This is a genomic window from Symbiopectobacterium sp. RP (genome assembly GCF_050472005.1).
Classification (GTDB): domain Bacteria; phylum Pseudomonadota; class Gammaproteobacteria; order Enterobacterales; family Enterobacteriaceae; genus Symbiopectobacterium.
Map to the genome: position 1 here is coordinate 858,648 of NZ_JBGOGS010000002.1, position 14,305 is coordinate 872,952.

The window sequence follows — 14,305 nt, forward strand, 5'->3', positions numbered from 1 at the left end:
TTACGGGCGTATCGACGGCTTTTGATGCGTATTCTTCTGTGAGTCTGGGATGTTGGTCGGCTCACCGCTCGGCATATAAAGCGGTCCTTTCAACCCGCAACCCACCAATCCCAGCAGCATCAGCGCCAGAGAAAATGAACGAAATACCTGCTTCATGTCATTAAGACCTGTCAATCATCTATGCATGCTCTCTATAATCGCAGGTGGATCATGAAAAGCAATAGGAATCGAAAATGAACGACAGTGAATTTTATCAATTAGCGGATGCGTTAATGTTGACGATCGAAGAAGCGTTGGACGACTTCAACGGTGATGCCGATATCGATTACGAAACCAACGGCGGCGTGATGACACTGAGTTTCGAAAACGGCAGCAAGATTGTCATCAACCGCCAGGAGCCACTGCATCAGGTATGGTTGGCGACCAAAGCCGGTGGCTACCACTTTACGTATCAGCCAGACAAGGGTCAGGAGGAACAGTGGATCTGCGATCGCAGCGGCCAATCCTTTTTTGCGCTGCTGGGGCAGGCATGCAGTGCGCAGGCCGGTGAGGACGTCTCTTTCGATTAACGCGGGAAAACGCTCTGTTACCACCAAGGACAACCAGAGTGTTACAGCATGTGCAGCCGCTGTTTGATCGCGGGCGACGCGCTTTCATTGCCCGGCGATATGTTCAAATGAGATAGCGTCGTACTGCGAAAAGGAATCACCTGTGCCCGTCCATCCAACTGCACAATCTGGTAGAATTGCGGCAGGTTGAAATTGATAAAGCTGGAGCCATAGGTAAAGCGGTCATGGGACGAGGAGTAAAAACGGCTCACGTCACGTACCAGCTCTTCCTTGCTGCCTTCACAGTGGTGATAAACCTCAACGCGGTTCGACTCATCCAGAATAAAGATATTAAATCCTTGCTCTTCCGGCAGATTTTCAAAGAAGAACTGGATGATCCCTTCGCTCGCCACGCCGTCGATGACCGCTGGCAGATGAATATGGTTGGTCTCCACCTGCGTGGGCAACCCTTGCAGTTTGTTGTTGGAAATCGCGCCGTAGAACTCCACCGCATTTTCCAGCTTCTGCACCGATACGCTCAGGCGTTCGAAGAACAGACCCCAAGTCTGCCCTGCCACTTTTACCGCTTTGAAACGGCCCGGCTCTTGTCGGGTGCTGGACAGGCGTAGTTCAATGCACTCAGATACCAACTGCTGCACGCGCGTGCGAATCAAACCGCGCAGGTGTTGGCTGTAGCAGAACACTTCCAGCGATTCCGGCATCGCCGCATCCTGATGCATTTTACCCAAAATGGTTTTCAGTGCTTCCAGCACTGACTGTTCGCCATTGAAATGCAGGGTTCGCACTTCATTCCACGAATTGCGGTACAGCAGGTCAATGCTGCCCACCAGACACTGCTGCTGCTCGCCGAAACTGAACACGTCCAGATGGCGGAAATCAAAGTGCACCACCTGATTGCGGAATGCCGCCGTTGGATCGTGCTCCAGATTGACGATAATCGCCAGATGCCGAATTTCGCACGGGCTGTACAGCGCCTTGGGCGTAGGTGCCGGTAAACGCAGTGGGAAGTGGCAGGAGACGTCATCCACCAACTCGCACAGGCGGGCAATATCGATCTGTTCGCAGCCCTTGATGTGCAAGCGCGTGTTCGGCGTCAGCAGCCCGTTAAAATAGGCCCACGCCACCAGTTTGTTCAGATAGCGGTTATATTCCAGCGGCTGATGGCTGATGATGGCATCCATACACGGTGCCTGATTGTACAGATACCAGCCAGAGCGGTTGGCGCGCCCCCCCGGAACGTAGATAAAGGTCAGATCCGCTTCGGACAAGTCAGGCGAAATTTGTGGATTAAGCAGCGTCACCTTACCCGGCAGCGCTTCAAAGGCGGCATACAATTTACGCGTCAGTACACCGATATCCTGCGGACTGGCACTCACGCTCAGGTTGTTGCGCCGCGCAAAGCGGATCAGGTTGCGATAGGTTTGCATCATCGCATCGAGCAATTCATTGTGCGCTTCACGCACGCGCTCAATTTTCCAGTTGGCGCGATTATCCAGCATGGCAAGGTGTTCGCTGCTCCAGCCCCACTCTTGCACCAGTTGGCTTAGGATCTGCCGCCGCCAGCCGACGCAGGCTTTTTCGCGCGACAGTTTTTCGCAGACTTTGAGATAAAAACAACGCCGCGCCAGATCGAGGCGCGTGGGGTCTTCAATTTGCGTGAGGTATTCGGTTACCCGATCCAGCATCATACAATAAGGATCGAGTCCAAACGCCACGATCTCCCCTTTGTGCAGCCGGGCTTTGATATCCATCGACAGCAAGCGCGTGTCAGGGTATTGCCAGGAATAGGCTTCAAGCAGCAGGGTCTTCAGTACCGCTTTGTACGGGGAATCGATACTCTTATACAGCTGCCACAGACTGGCGCCGAAATACTCTTCCGCCGAGAGCGAACTCAATCCGCCAAGATCCAGCCACTCGTTGGGCGCAAGCGCACCCTGTGCGTAAAGCGACAGGACGTATTCGTCGTAATGCTCTTCTTCTTCAACCGGCACCATATGCCACAACAGGCGTTTACCGGCCATGCGCACGGCGGTGCGATAAAATTCGTCCAGCAACAGGATATGCTGCGTCGAGCCGCAGTCTTCGCCGCCCAGGCTACCACTTTCATTGTGGCGAAAACGGTTCTCGTCAATCAGGAAGAAGCTGACGTCCACCCCTTGCGCCGCCGCCCATTGCTCCAGCAGGGTACATTTTTGCTGTAAACGCTGCTGCTCTTCGTGATCTAGCCAGGATTGGTGGCACACCCAGATATCCAGATCGGAAGAGCAACTCTGGCCGATGGACGAAGTGCTGCCCATGGAGTAAACGCCGGTAATCGGCAATTCACCTTGGGAATTGATGGCAGGGATCTCTCCCCAGCGCAGTTCAATGCTGTCGATGTAGCGCTGTTGGTTTTCATCAGGCGTGAAGGCGCACACACCGTGCGGAACCTTACCTTCAAGGTAGCCCGGCATGAGCGGATGATGGTGATGCAATAATACGGGCAGAAGGCGATAAACCTGCTGAAAAGCGGGTTTCATTGCTTCCAGAGCGCGGTCAACTCGCAGTTGGTTGATCGCGTCCAGTCTCTGCTTCAAAGTCTCGATGTAGAAGTACAAGACGGTCCGCCTGATTATCCCAGTGCCTAGAAAAAACCCCGTGTTCCAAACTCATCAGCAATAGAATTAGAGGAGTGACTGATAAGTATAGTGCTGGAAACGTGATCAATTTAACACCTTGCTCATTGAGCGTAAAGAAACTAAAGAAAGTTAGCCACGATTAGCTTACTTTCTCTTATTGCCCCTCGCTCTCTGGCATGATTACGCCGCGATCCCCCCCACCTCATGGTGAAAACACGCACCTTACCGTCGCTATCCAGCACCTTCAGCGCCGGAACGCTGACACCTGAGCGTCTCAGTGATACGATGGCGCTAAATGATAAAAACGGTATTAAGCATGGTAGACAACACCCTTAGAATTGCCACCCGACAAAGCCCACTTGCACTGTGGCAAGCTCATTATGTGCAACAACAGTTGCAGCAATATTACCCCACGTTGCAGGTTGAACTGGTTCCCATGGTGACGCGCGGCGACATCATCCTGGACACGCCGCTGGCAAAAGTGGGCGGCAAGGGGCTGTTTGTTAAAGAGCTGGAGCGAGCCTTGCTGGAAGGCCGCGCGGATATCGCCGTGCACTCGATGAAGGATGTGCCGGTATCGTTCCCCGACGGGCTTGGCCTGTATACCATTTGTGAGCGTGACGATCCGCGCGATGCCTTTGTTTCGAATCAGTATGCCAGCGTGGCCGATCTCCCGCTCGAAAGCTGTGTCGGCACCTCCAGCCTGCGCCGCCAGTGCCAGTTGCGCGCTCGCCGACCCGATCTGATCATCCGCGATTTGCGCGGGAACGTTGGAACTCGCCTGAGCAAGCTGGATAACGGCGACTATGACGCCATTATTTTGGCCGTTGCTGGGCTGTCACGTCTGAATCTGTCAGAACGCATCCGCACGCCACTCACCCCGGAAGAGTCGCTGCCCGCCGTCGGTCAGGGTGCGATTGGTATCGAATGCCGGGAAAACGACGCCCGCGTGCGCGAACTGCTGGCACCGCTCAACCATGAACAGACCGCCTGCCGCGTTCTTGCTGAACGCGCCATGAATCTTCGCCTCGACGGTGGCTGCCAAGTCCCGATCGGCAGCTATGCTGAACTCAATGCCGGGCAACTCTGGCTAAGAGCCTTGGTTGGCGCACCGGATGGCAGCAAGATGATTCGCGATGAGCGCATCGGCCCCGCCAGCGAAGCGGAACGCATGGGCATCGATCTGGCTGAAGAGCTGTTAGCCAACGGCGCAGACGCTATTCTGCACGCCGTTTATCAGGGTGCAGGCTCATCATGACCATTCTGGTGACCCGCCCGTCACCAGCGGGGGAGGCACTGGTGGAACGACTGCGCAAGCTCGGCCACGCGGCTTGTCATAGCCCGCTTATCGATTTTTCCCCCGCCAGTGAATTGCCTTCCCTGTCAGCACGGCTGGCGGCGCTACGCGAGGGCGATATGCTGTTCGCGCTATCGCAGCACGCCGTGCGCTACGCCGCCGCCGCACTCACGCAAGTGGGTTTATCTTGGCCCGCCATCCCGGTTTATTACGCCATCGGACGTACCACCGCACTGGCGCTGCATCAGGCCACTTCTCGCGCCGTTGCCTATCCGCCCGATCGGGAAACCAGCGAAATGCTGCTGCAACTGCCAGAATTACAAAATATTAGTGGCAAAAACGCGCTATTATTACGAGGGAATGGCGGCAGAGAGCTGCTGGCAACAACGCTCGCTGAACGCGGCGCACAGGTCAGTTATTGTGAATGTTATCAGCGCAGTCCGGTCTATTATGATGGGCCGGAACAGAGCCGACATTGGCAGCAACTCGGTATCGATCGTCTGGTGATCACCACCGGTGATATGCTGCATCAGCTGTATGCGCTGGTGCCACATTATTATCGCGAATCCTGGCTGCTCCACTGCCAGGTTATCGTTGTTAGCGAACGGTTGGCGCTAGAGGCACGCCAGCTTGGCTGGCGTGATGTGCTTATCGCGGACAATGCCGATAACGACGCGCTTGTGCGTCTGCTATCGTGACTGCACGGCCAACCGTACAACAAACCAGACCATGGGATGACCCATTATGACGGAACACCATACCCCTTCAACCCCATCGGAAACGGTGACAGAACGCCCTGATGCCACGTTTTCGTCCTCCGACGCCGCGTCAGCGGATGAACCGCGCAGGGACCGTACGGGACATGGCCGCGTGCTGGGTGGCGTTGCCATTGCTATCGCCCTGCTGTTAAGCTGGGGCGTGTACTATCTCAGACAGCAGCAGGAGAAACAAAACGCCGCGTCCATGGCTCAAATGAAGGGCGAGTTGGCAGCGCTACAGCAACAGTATCAGCAGGATAAAACGGCGTGGCAGGCCGCGCTGGCACAACAAAAACAGTGGCAGGACAGCACCACGAACCAGCTGAACGGGGTCACGCGGGAATCCAGCGAACTTAGCCAGAAACTGGCCGCCCTTTCCAACCACGACATCAGCACTTGGCTGCTGGCGCAGGCGGATTTTCTGATCAAACTGGCCGGGCGCAAGCTGTGGAGTGATAAGGATGTACTGACCGCGGGCGCACTGCTGAAGAGCGCCGATGGTAGTCTGGCTGACATGAACGATCCTAGCCTGCTTGAGCTGCGCCGCGCCATTGCCAACGATATCAGCGCGCTGGCGTCAGTCGGTCAGGTGGATTTCGACGGTATTATTTTGCGGGTGAATCAGTTAACCGATCAGGTCGACAATCTGCGTCTGGCCGATAACACCCAGGACGATGATGCGCCAATGGATGAAACCGACGGCGAGCTTTCAGCCACACTCAGCGAATGGCGACAGAACCTGAGCAAAAGCTGGCACAACTTCATGTCCGATTTTATTACCATTCGCCGACGTGACAGCAATGCCGAACCCCTGCTGGCGCCGAATCAGGATTTCTACCTGCGTGAAAATATCCGAGCGCGCCTGCTGACCGCCGCACAGGCCGTGCCGCGTCATCAGAACGAGACCTTCAAACAGTCGCTGGAAGCGGTATCCACCTGGGTGCGGGCCTATTTTGATATCAGCGATCCGGGCACCAAAGCCTTTCTGGAACAGGTTGACAGCTTAAGCCAGCAGCCCGTCTCTCTGGATGTTCCTACTACGCTGCAAAGCCAGCCGCTGCTGGAAAAACTGATGCAAACGCGAGTGCGTAATCTGCTGGCGCAATCGCCGGCGCTGCAACAGGAGGGCTGATCATGCTGAAAGTGCTGTTCTTGTTCCTGATCCTTATTGCTGGCGTAGTGCTTGGCCCGATGCTCGCAGGACATCAGGGCTATGTACTGGTGCAAACCGACACCTACAACATCGAAACCAGCGTTACCGGATTGGTTATCATGCTGGTGCTGCTGTTGGTCGTCCTGTTTGCGCTGGAGTGGCTGTTGCGCCGCGTATTTCGCACCGGCGCACGCACCCGCGGCTGGTTCTTGGGCCGTAAACGCACACGCGCCAGAAAACAGACCAAAGCAGCCCTGCTTAAACTGGCTGAGGGCGATTATCTTCAGGTTGAAAAACTGCTGACGCGTAACGCGGATGACGCAGAGCAACCGGTGGTGAACTATCTGTTGGCTGCCGAAGCCGCGCAGCAGCGCGGTGATGAATTTCGCACCCGACAATATCTGGAGCGAGCGGCTGAAATGGCCGACACCGATCAGCTGCCGGTAGACATCACCCGCGTACGCATCCAACTGGCTCGTAATGAGGATCATGCCGCACGCCATGGCGTCGATCGTTTGCTGGCATACGCACCGCGCCATCCTGAAGTATTACGGTTAGCGGAACTGGCGTTCCAACGTACCCACGATTACGGTGCGCTGTTAGATATTCTGCCTGCCATGCGCAAAACCCAGATTCGTACTGAGGAGGAGTTGGAGGCATTGCGCCAATCCGCCCTGCTCGGTCTGATGGAACAAGCGATGGCGGAACACCTTAATTGCCTGTGACGATCACCATACCGCCCAGCAGATTGTGATCGATGGATTGAAACGTCACTACGATGAACGTCTGGTACTGCTAATGCCACGTCTGGCCGCAGGCGAACCGGCCTCATTGGAAAAACTCCTGCGCCAGTTGCTAAAACAGCACGATAACAGCGCGTTGCTGCACAGTACCTTGGGACAGTTAATGCTGAAACAGGGGGAATGGCAGCAGGCCAGTGATGCGTTTGCGGCAGCGTTGGCGCTGCGCCCGGATGCCTTTGATCATCTGCGCCAAGCGGAAGAAGCGGCACAGATGCGTCGCGAAGGGCTGTTACTTACACTACAAACCCCGTCTTAATCGCGCTCCCCGCTGCCCAACATTTTGGGGCAGCGCTATCCCATCAGCGAAAGAGACTCTCTTTTATACCGTTACGCAATATATAGCAAAGCGACTTAATTTTGATTACACCATATGGACTGAGAACAAAATCTCTGTATCGCAACCACTCTCTCTTTTTTTGCTTTTTGCTTGTGCCCATTTATGCTCAATGGGGTTAAGATCTGGCCAATATGTAGGCAAATACTCCACCATATACCCTGCATCGATGATGACTTGTTGAATATTATGTTTTTTGTGAAAAGTTGCATTGTCCATCACGATTACACTGTTTTTAGGGAGTACTGGGATAAGGACTTGTGTGACCCAGGAATAGAAAACATCGCTGTTAATATTGATATCAAATAATTCGATAGCAAACAGCGTTGTGCCTAATAACGCGCCGATAACATTTGTTCTTCCCTTGGCTCCCCCGTTCTTCAGCCCAAAACACCGTTGACCTTTTGGGGAATAGCCGTGAGTCCGTGGGGTATCGTGTGGAAAACCACTTTCATCAATAAAAACAATAGGCTTACCTTCTTTTTCATACTGTTGTATTTTTTGTTGAAATGCTTGCCGGGCGCTTCCGTCGGCTTTCGGATGACGTAGCGTTTTTTTTATAGGTCAATCCCAGCTTTTTAAGAGCTTGCCAAATGGCCTTCTGACAAACGCCAAAATGCTCTGCACGTTCTTTTTGGTAAGCATCTGGATATGGTTCAACATCTTTTATCAACTCAGATTTATCGCTCTTTCGCTGACGCGTGGTCGATGCTTTTGACGCTATTTGATTAATCCAACGCGATACAGAGGCAGGGCCAATCCGAAATTGCTTCGCTGTTTCTCGGATACTCAACCCTTCTTCTTCCCGTGTAGATATCACTTTACGTCTAAAATCAATTGAATAGCTCATTTAAATAATGTAATCAAAATTAAGTCGTTTAGCTATATTCGGCCCATCCCTAGGCCCACCGCTTACGAGGTTGCCGCACGCGGCGTTCAAATCTGCTCCCGGCAGATTTGTCACCCGAATCACTTATAGCCAATCGACATTATTTTGATAACAATTAGCTGTATTTTTTTGCCACATATCAGGGCATTGGCTGTAATCATTTTTAAGTCGTTTAGCTATGCCTGAGTAAGCTCATCGGGATGAATGAACCTCATTCCTGAGGTTCACCCTACGGACCAGCGCAAGCGCTGTCCAAATTTGTTCCAGACAAATTTGTCACTCACTTGCCGCCTTCCTGCAACTCGAATTATTTAGGGTATAGCTAAACAACTTAATTTTGATTACATTATTTAAATGAGCTATTCAATTGATTTTAGACGTAAAGTGATATCTACACGGGAAGAAGAAGGGTTGAGTATCCGAGAAACAGCGAAGCAATTTCGGATTGGCCCTGCCTCTGTATCGCGTTGGATTAATCAAATAGCGTCAAAAGCATCGACCACGCGTCAGCGAAAGAGCGATAAATCTGAGTTGATAAAAGATGTTGAACCATATCCAGATGCTTACCAAAAAGAACGTGCAGAGCGTTTTGGCGTTTGTCAGAAGGCCATTTGGCAAGCTCTTAAAAAGCTGGGATTGACCTATAAAAAAAACGCTACGTCATCCGAAAGCCGACGGAAGCGCCCGGCAAGCATTTCAACAAAAAATACAACAGTATGAAAAAGAAGGTAAACCTATTGTTTTTATTGATGAAAGTGGCTTTCCATACGATACGAGCCTGTTTAAAATTTTGTGTAAATGCCTTTCCTCAGAAGTGACTGTCAAGGCGGTCACCGAACTCGATAATAAAGCGACTCATTGCCATACGCCAGTCCTGTAAGGGCATCGTCCATTTCTGTGATGCCACCTGGATTGCCAGCCATACGACCTTCTTCACCGAGTCATCAGTCGGGAACACCTTGCGTTTCTTGATTGCATGCCGGAGCACGCTGTTCAGTGATTCTATAGCGTTCGTCGTGTAGATTACCTTGCGAAGTTCCTGCGGGTACGAGAAGAATGTCGACAGGTTGGCCCAGTTTGACTGCCAGCTCCGGCTTATCTGCGGATAGCGGTGATCCCATGTCCCACCGAACGTCTCCAGCGCCTGAAGCGAGGCCTCTTCGCTTGAAGCCTGATACACTGCTTTGAGGTCGCGTCTTACCGCCTTATAGTCCTTTCAGGCAACGAAGCGCAGACTGTTGCGCATCATGTGCACGATGCACAACTGGATGCGGGCTTCCGGGTAGATCGTGTTAATGGCATCCGGGAACCCTTTCAGGCCGTCCACACAGGCAATGAGGATGTCGGTCAGGCCACGGTTTTTCAGTTCTGTCAGCACGTTCAGCCAGAACTTTGCGCCTTCATTTTCGGCCAGCCACATCCCCAGTAGCTCTTTCTGGCCTTCGATATTGATACCCAGCGCCAGGAACACAGACTTATTGATAACGCAGCTGTCCTGCCGGACTTTCAGAACGATACAGTCAAGGTAAACAATGGGATAAACCGTATCCAGGGGGCGATTTTGCCATTCAACAACCGGCTCCATAACGGCATCGCTGACCTTCGATACCAGGGCGGGTGAGACATCCGCGTCATACAGCTCTTTGAACGCAGCGGCAATTTTGCGGGTGGTCATCCCTTTGGCATACAAAGATAAAATCTGGTTATCCATCCCGGTGAGCCGGGTCCTGGTTCTTCTTGAGCAGTTGCGGTTCAAAGGAAGCATCACGATCACGTGGTGTACGCAGTTCCAGCGGACCATCGCCGGTGGTATAGCCAACCGACTTAAAAATGATTACAACAGATACCCTGATATGCGGCAAAAAAGCATAGCTGGCTGTTATCAAAATAATGTCGGTTGGCTATAGTTCCAGATTTGGACTGGTGCTTCTCATGCCCGAGGTGATGGGTCATTTCAGCATTAAGGGCAGCTTCAACGCAGATCTTTTTCAGCAGGCGATCAAACTGGTTGAGAGCGTCAGGGGTTTTGAGATTTTTGGCCAGCTCGTTAGCCAGAGCCTGTAACTGTTTTTCGTCCATAAAGTAACCTGCTTTTGATGTTGGATTGAACATATCAAAATCAGGCAATTACACAATCTCGTGTACAGGCTCTTGAGCATCAGCCAGCGCATTATGTACCACGCCGTCAAATGGCATATCACGTTTCGGATCATACCCCAAAATAGAGAGCCCAAGTTCGACTACCGTGCGAACGTCTCACTCATGCCAGAATTTCTACGGCACCGAAGGGCTGTTGACTCAAAAGCATCGCGCAGTATCACACAGTCGAATCCCGAGCCGTTACCCCAAACCTGCGGAGTGTCCTGTTCGTGCTGCTGATGTTCTTCCAGCCATTCAGAAAAATCGACCAGTGCACGGGAGAGTGATACAACCTGCTCATCGGAGGAGAAAACCTGTCGTGTTGCTTCGGACTGTAAAATCCACCATTTCACTGTCCCGGCATCCAGCACGCCGAATTTTGCGGCATCTTCCAAATCACCGATACAGTAGAAATTACTGGAAATTATCCCGGTATCAGGCTCAAACAGCACAGCACCGATAGCAACAATTGCGGCATGACTGCTCGTCGCCATTGTCTCCAGATCAAGCATAACATGCATACTTAATCTGTACTAGCTCAGACCTGATCTGACAGTTACCGATTATTTATACAAGTGTCTGTCAGATTACATCTGGTTCAGATTCTTTTCTGCCCAGATCCGTTTTCCATCGAGTAAAGTGACCATCGGCGTACGCCCGCAGCACATTTTTCCCTGATGAGTTCGCTCAGTATTGTAATGCCACAACCAGTTGTCCAGATCTACCTGCAGGCTTTCCAGGTCTCCATATAACTTCTTGCGGAACGTAACCTGATAAAAATCCTGCAAAATGGTTTTATGGAAGCGCTCGCAGATGCCGTTCGTCTGCGGAGACATCGCCTTCGTTTTCGTATGCTCGATATCGTTGATAGCCAGATAAAGCTGATAATCATGCTGCTCCACTTTACCACAGTACTCCGTACCCCTGTCGGTCAGTATTCTCAGCACCGGCAGTCCCTGAGCCTTGTAGAACGGGAGTACGCGATCATTGAGCAGGTCGGCGGCGGTGAGCGGTGTTTTATTCGTATACAGCTTGCAGTGTGCCACTTTCGAGTACGTATCCACGAACGTCTGCTGGTAGATACGGCCCACCCCCTTCAGATTGCCCACGTAGAAGGTGTCCTGCGAGCCCAGATACCCGGGATGTGCCGTCTCGATTTCACCGCAGGCCTCATCATCGTGCGCCTTCTTCTCCAGGGCTGCGATTTGAGCGTCGGTAAGGACAATGCCTTCTCTGGCGACCTTTTCCTCAAGCGCCTTCAGGCGTTTACGGAAGTTCTCCAGGTCGTGTCGTTGCCAGATGGAGCGCACGCCGCTGCCGGAGATAAACACGCCTTTTTTACACAGCTCATTACAGGTCCGGTGCTGCCCATGGGGCGGGAACTCAATAGCATAATCAACAACCGTGCGTTCAGTGGCTTCGTCGGCGCGGTTCTTCAGGTTCGGAACCCGGCGGTTCTGGTTAACCAGCGCATCAATGGCGCCTTCAGCAGCCAGTTCCTGATAACGGTAAAATGTATCGCGTGACACGCCCATGCTCTTGCAGGCTTTTGATACGTTACCGAGTTCTTCGGCGAGATTGAGCAGGCCGGCTTTGTGTTTGATAATGGGATTGTTAGTATGAAGCATGAGAGTTACCTCGCGTTTTGTTTAAGGATTAGACACCCATATCAAAACCGGTAACTCTCAACCTTTCAAGGTCCAGTGTCAGATCTAGTCGCGACTAATACAAATCAAGAAACGCAAGGTGTTCCCGACTGATGACTCGGTGAAGAAGGTCGTATGGCTGGCAATCCAAGCGGCATCACAGAAATGGACGATGCTCTTACAGGACTGGCGTAGGCAATGAGTCGCTTTATTATCGAGTTCGGTGACCGCCTTGACGGTCACTTCTGAGGAAAGGCATTTACACAAAATCTTAAACAGGCTCCCAAGTACTGCTTATTGCTGTGTGTTGTCTTTATGCCATTTCATGTTAATGGACTGTCTTTCTGGTTGTATTCTTCACTATTGCACGACATTTTCAGTACGTATTTTTCCGGGTGTTGCTAAGAGTCCTTTCGTATGCCATTGAGACAGCCGCTGGCATACCTGCTCAGTTCACATTTTCTGCTCTGAGCGCTGTTCTCATCACACGATCTACTTAAATAACAAGGACATTATTGTGATCTGTGTCGTGAGGCGCTGTTTTGTGGTCAACTAAATGATCCCCTGGTGTTGGCACGTCTGTATTTAATGTATACAATTCACAGTACAAAAGCAAGTCCAATTAAATGCCATTTAGATACCAATACCAGTCCTGAGTCTTGTTTCGTGCTAATGTGCTCTTGCCATGTTGACACCTGTCGGGGGGATGCTTCCCGTGGCGTAAAAAAACACTATAAGGCCGTACTATGCAGGAGCTATTTCGTTGGGTCAGGCAAACACTTGAAAAACCCTCTACAGCGCCGCGCTATATGCAATTGGCGATGGTTTTGGAGCAGGGTATTAACCAGAACAAAGCGCTGGCGGGGCAGTTTTTTCCTGCTGAACGTGCGATCGCGCAGCAGCTGGACATTTCTCGCGTTACGGTCTCTCGCGCATTGTTGCTGTTGGAAGAAAAAGGATTGATTGTGCGCCAGCAGGGCGTCGGGACGCGTATCAGCCAGCATCTTGACTATTCACTGGATGATGAAGAAGGCGGGTTCACCAAGCTGGTGTTGCAAGCCGGAGGTATTGCCGGTAATCGCTGGCTGGAGCGCACCACCACGCGGTTACCGGATGACGTCGCCAGCAGCGTTCCTGCCTTGAAAGGTGAGCGCGTGACCAAACTGCGGCGTGTACGATTGATCAACGGTGAACCCGTCTCGCTGGAAACGACATGGATCCCGTTGGCGCTGTTGCCTGCGCCGGAAATTCTGGAGCACTCGCTCTATCAATACTGGGCGGAACGTGGGATTCTCCCGGAGAAAAAGAAGGTGCGCATCAAGGCGATTGCCTGTCAGGCTGAAACCGCGCGTTTGTTAAATATTCAGCCAGGCATGCCGCTGCTGTTTTATCGCCAGCATACCTATAACGCGCAAAATGGCTTGCTCGAATATTGTGAAATTTATTGCCGCAGTGATATCTACGAAATACAGATATCCGACTGAAACCGTGTCTTAGCCAGCCTCGTTGCCATTGAGGCTGGCTGTCTCGTCAGATTACTGACAACCGCCGTGGTCATGGCAGTATACCCACTCCGCTGAACCCACATCCGGACCTGTTGCCGGGTCGTCGAAATACATCCGATCGTAGCCTATGTGTGCGTTATAGCCAAGCGACATTATTTTGATAACAATTAGCTGTATTTTTTTGCCACATATCAGGGCATTGGCTGTAATCATTTTTAAGTCGGTTTGCTATAGCAACTCTTCGACGCTTTTTGCACGTTTCAGATAAGGCGGCAACAACGCGCTGTTGAAGCATATTTCGTTGCCGCTGCGCTCCCTGACCTTAGGCACTTTAATTTCAACATCCCCAATACCCGTCTGTATGGTTCGCTGTGGCAAATAGCCGTTACGAACGACAGCATGATGCCCGTCGTCAAGGCGGCGTTCAGCATGTTGTTGCAGCATGGCTTCGAGCTCAACGTCAACGGCGGCAGCTATCAGTTGCCTGGCACCATTACGAATGGCAAGGGATCACCGGCAATATCTGGTTCTGCGGAGAGCTGTAGGGTAGACTTTTTCATGGGGTATCATCTCTCTGTTGTTGAAATCATCCAC

The 14,305-nt window shown here is 52.1% G+C and carries 14 protein-coding genes and 5 pseudogenes; 8 read left to right on the forward strand and 11 right to left on the reverse strand.

Translation table 11 applies throughout. The annotated features are described in order from the left end of the window. Entirely contained in the window at positions 1–156 is a 156-nt protein-coding gene (gene lptM / locus ACD630_RS23065; protein ID WP_430360767.1) for an LPS translocon maturation chaperone LptM, read from the reverse strand. 77 nt (positions 157–233) lie between these two features. Here lptM and cyaY point away from each other — a divergent pair, with 77 nt between their 5' ends. Continuing rightward, positions 234–569 (forward strand): iron donor protein CyaY, encoded by a 336-nt coding sequence (cyaY, locus tag ACD630_RS23070; RefSeq protein ID WP_430360768.1) that lies wholly within the window; start codon positions 234–236, stop codon positions 567–569. 41 nt (positions 570–610) lie between these two features. Here the strand turns inward: cyaY and ACD630_RS23075 are convergent, their stop codons facing one another. Continuing rightward, complete coding sequence (locus ACD630_RS23075) at positions 611–3,166, reverse strand: class I adenylate cyclase (RefSeq protein ID WP_430360769.1); 2,556 nt, start codon at positions 3,164–3,166, stop codon at positions 611–613. A gap of 337 nt (positions 3,167–3,503) precedes the next feature. On the opposite strand from ACD630_RS23075, the gene hemC reads away from it, so the two are divergent. The 4 genes and pseudogenes from hemC to ACD630_RS23095 all read left to right on the forward strand — a co-directional run bounded on the left by hemC (position 3,504) and on the right by ACD630_RS23095 (position 7,454). Further along, positions 3,504–4,445 carry a hydroxymethylbilane synthase gene (gene hemC, locus ACD630_RS23080; RefSeq protein ID WP_430361260.1) on the forward strand — a complete coding sequence of 314 codons (942 nt, stop codon included), beginning with the start codon at positions 3,504–3,506 and terminating at the stop codon, positions 4,443–4,445. Next, positions 4,442–5,182, forward strand: a complete 741-nt coding sequence (gene hemD, locus ACD630_RS23085; protein WP_430360770.1) for a uroporphyrinogen-III synthase — start codon at positions 4,442–4,444, stop codon at positions 5,180–5,182. The genes hemC and hemD overlap by 4 nt, the downstream gene beginning before the upstream one ends. Positions 5,183–5,228: 46 nt before the next feature. Next, positions 5,229–6,374: a uroporphyrinogen-III C-methyltransferase gene (hemX, locus tag ACD630_RS23090; protein ID WP_430360771.1), complete on the forward strand. Its 1,146-nt coding sequence runs from the start codon at positions 5,229–5,231 to the stop codon at positions 6,372–6,374. Between the two features lie 2 nt (positions 6,375–6,376). Further along, positions 6,377–7,454, forward strand: a pseudogene (locus tag ACD630_RS23095) (heme biosynthesis HemY N-terminal domain-containing protein). A 43-nt stretch (positions 7,455–7,497) separates the two neighbouring features. Here the strand turns inward: ACD630_RS23095 and ACD630_RS23100 are convergent. The 3 genes and pseudogenes from ACD630_RS23100 to ACD630_RS23110 form a co-directional block, all read right to left on the reverse strand. After that, the gene (locus ACD630_RS23100) at positions 7,498–7,635 is read right to left on the reverse strand and encodes a hypothetical protein (protein WP_430360772.1); all 138 of its coding nucleotides are present in this window, start codon (positions 7,633–7,635) and stop codon (positions 7,498–7,500) included. 32 nt (positions 7,636–7,667) lie between these two features. Further along, positions 7,668–8,093: pseudogene (locus ACD630_RS23105) on the reverse strand (transposase); the annotation flags it as partial. Further along, positions 8,017–8,382 (reverse strand): IS630 transposase-related protein, encoded by a 366-nt coding sequence (locus tag ACD630_RS23110; protein WP_430360773.1) that lies wholly within the window; start codon positions 8,380–8,382, stop codon positions 8,017–8,019. The gene ACD630_RS23110 and the pseudogene ACD630_RS23105, both read right to left, overlap by 77 nt. Positions 8,383–8,775: 393 nt before the next feature. On the opposite strand from ACD630_RS23110, the gene ACD630_RS23115 reads away from it, so the two are divergent. Then, positions 8,776–9,141 (forward strand): IS630 transposase-related protein, encoded by a 366-nt coding sequence (locus ACD630_RS23115; protein ID WP_430359085.1) that lies wholly within the window; start codon positions 8,776–8,778, stop codon positions 9,139–9,141. Positions 9,142–9,229: 88 nt separating this feature from the next. Here the strand turns inward: ACD630_RS23115 and ACD630_RS23120 are convergent. From ACD630_RS23120 to ACD630_RS23135, 4 genes and pseudogenes are all read right to left on the reverse strand, one after another. Continuing rightward, positions 9,230–10,449: pseudogene (locus ACD630_RS23120) on the reverse strand (IS256 family transposase); the annotation flags it as partial. A gap of 99 nt (positions 10,450–10,548) precedes the next feature. Next, entirely contained in the window at positions 10,549–10,641 is a 93-nt protein-coding gene (locus ACD630_RS23125) for a hypothetical protein (protein ID WP_430360774.1), read from the reverse strand. Between the two features lie 20 nt (positions 10,642–10,661). Continuing rightward, positions 10,662–11,081 (reverse strand): 3'-5' exonuclease, encoded by a 420-nt coding sequence (locus tag ACD630_RS23130; protein ID WP_430360775.1) that lies wholly within the window; start codon positions 11,079–11,081, stop codon positions 10,662–10,664. A 66-nt stretch (positions 11,082–11,147) separates the two neighbouring features. Beyond that, positions 11,148–12,188 carry an IS481 family transposase gene (locus tag ACD630_RS23135; RefSeq protein ID WP_430360776.1) on the reverse strand — a complete coding sequence of 347 codons (1,041 nt, stop codon included), beginning with the start codon at positions 12,186–12,188 and terminating at the stop codon, positions 11,148–11,150. A 103-nt stretch (positions 12,189–12,291) separates the two neighbouring features. Between ACD630_RS23135 and ACD630_RS23140 the strand changes: the two are divergent. Further along, positions 12,292–12,455 (forward strand): annotated as a pseudogene (locus ACD630_RS23140) (IS256 family transposase); the annotation flags it as partial. Between the two features lie 497 nt (positions 12,456–12,952). Continuing rightward, positions 12,953–13,690 (forward strand): GntR family transcriptional regulator, encoded by a 738-nt coding sequence (locus tag ACD630_RS23145; RefSeq protein WP_430360777.1) that lies wholly within the window; start codon positions 12,953–12,955, stop codon positions 13,688–13,690. Between the two features lie 51 nt (positions 13,691–13,741). Here ACD630_RS23145 and ACD630_RS23150 read toward each other — a convergent pair whose 3' ends face one another. Continuing rightward, on the reverse strand, positions 13,742–13,924 hold the full coding sequence (locus ACD630_RS23150) for a hypothetical protein (protein WP_430360778.1): 183 nt from the start codon (positions 13,922–13,924) through the stop codon (positions 13,742–13,744). Positions 13,925–13,942: 18 nt separating this feature from the next. After that, positions 13,943–14,271: pseudogene (locus ACD630_RS23155) on the reverse strand (transposase); the annotation flags it as partial. Positions 14,272–14,305: the final 34 nt, after the last annotated feature.

What these genes read in the sequence shown, in the direction of transcription:
- lptM (WP_430360767.1), bottom strand. Translation starts at nt 156, where the DNA reads ATGAAGCAGGTATTTCGTTCATTTTCTCTGGCGCTGATGCTGCTGGGA.
- cyaY (WP_430360768.1), top strand. Translation starts at nt 234, where the DNA reads ATGAACGACAGTGAATTTTATCAATTAGCGGATGCGTTAATGTTGACG.
- hemC (WP_430361260.1), top strand. Translation starts at nt 3,504, where the DNA reads ATGGTAGACAACACCCTTAGAATTGCCACCCGACAAAGCCCACTTGCA.
- hemD (WP_430360770.1), top strand. Translation starts at nt 4,442, where the DNA reads ATGACCATTCTGGTGACCCGCCCGTCACCAGCGGGGGAGGCACTGGTG.
- hemX (WP_430360771.1), top strand. Translation starts at nt 5,229, where the DNA reads ATGACGGAACACCATACCCCTTCAACCCCATCGGAAACGGTGACAGAA.
- ACD630_RS23100 (WP_430360772.1), bottom strand. Translation starts at nt 7,635, where the DNA reads ATGGGCACAAGCAAAAAGCAAAAAAAGAGAGAGTGGTTGCGATACAGA.
- ACD630_RS23110 (WP_430360773.1), bottom strand. Translation starts at nt 8,382, where the DNA reads ATGAGCTATTCAATTGATTTTAGACGTAAAGTGATATCTACACGGGAA.
- ACD630_RS23115 (WP_430359085.1), top strand. Translation starts at nt 8,776, where the DNA reads ATGAGCTATTCAATTGATTTTAGACGTAAAGTGATATCTACACGGGAA.
- ACD630_RS23130 (WP_430360775.1), bottom strand. Translation starts at nt 11,081, where the DNA reads ATGCATGTTATGCTTGATCTGGAGACAATGGCGACGAGCAGTCATGCC.
- ACD630_RS23135 (WP_430360776.1), bottom strand. Translation starts at nt 12,188, where the DNA reads ATGCTTCATACTAACAATCCCATTATCAAACACAAAGCCGGCCTGCTC.
- ACD630_RS23145 (WP_430360777.1), top strand. Translation starts at nt 12,953, where the DNA reads ATGCAGGAGCTATTTCGTTGGGTCAGGCAAACACTTGAAAAACCCTCT.
- ACD630_RS23150 (WP_430360778.1), bottom strand. Translation starts at nt 13,924, where the DNA reads ATGATTACAGCCAATGCCCTGATATGTGGCAAAAAAATACAGCTAATT.